The 324-nt window shown below is 61.1% G+C and carries 1 protein-coding gene; it reads left to right on the forward strand.

All coding sequences use genetic code 11. The features are described from left to right. A partial coding sequence (locus tag QMX89_RS22725; RefSeq protein WP_282349958.1) for an immunoglobulin-like domain-containing protein occupies nt 1–324 on the forward strand: 324 nt, incomplete at both ends.

Raw genomic sequence — 324 nt, forward strand, 5'->3', positions numbered from 1 at the left:
GCACTGTGTCCTACGTCGTCGGCAACGACGTGTACAAAGGCGCCGACAGCGTCAGCACCGCCATCACTGGCGTGACCGGCGGCAACTACGAGCAACTGGCTCCGAACACCACTCCAGTCGTGACCCAGGTCAGCGACAGCAATGATGTCACCAACGTCGTACTGACCGCACAAACGCCAGCAGGCGGTGTGGCTGAAAACGGCACCATCGTCTACACCGCCACCGTCGGCGCACCTGTCACTGAATCGCCGGTGGTTGTGACCCTGTCGAACAACCAGACCATCACCATTCCGGTAGGTCAGACGTCGGGCACTGTGTCCTACG

The organism is Pseudomonas sp. PS01301 (assembly GCF_029960215.1).
GTDB classification, from domain to species: domain Bacteria; phylum Pseudomonadota; class Gammaproteobacteria; order Pseudomonadales; family Pseudomonadaceae; genus Aquipseudomonas; species Aquipseudomonas coleopterorum.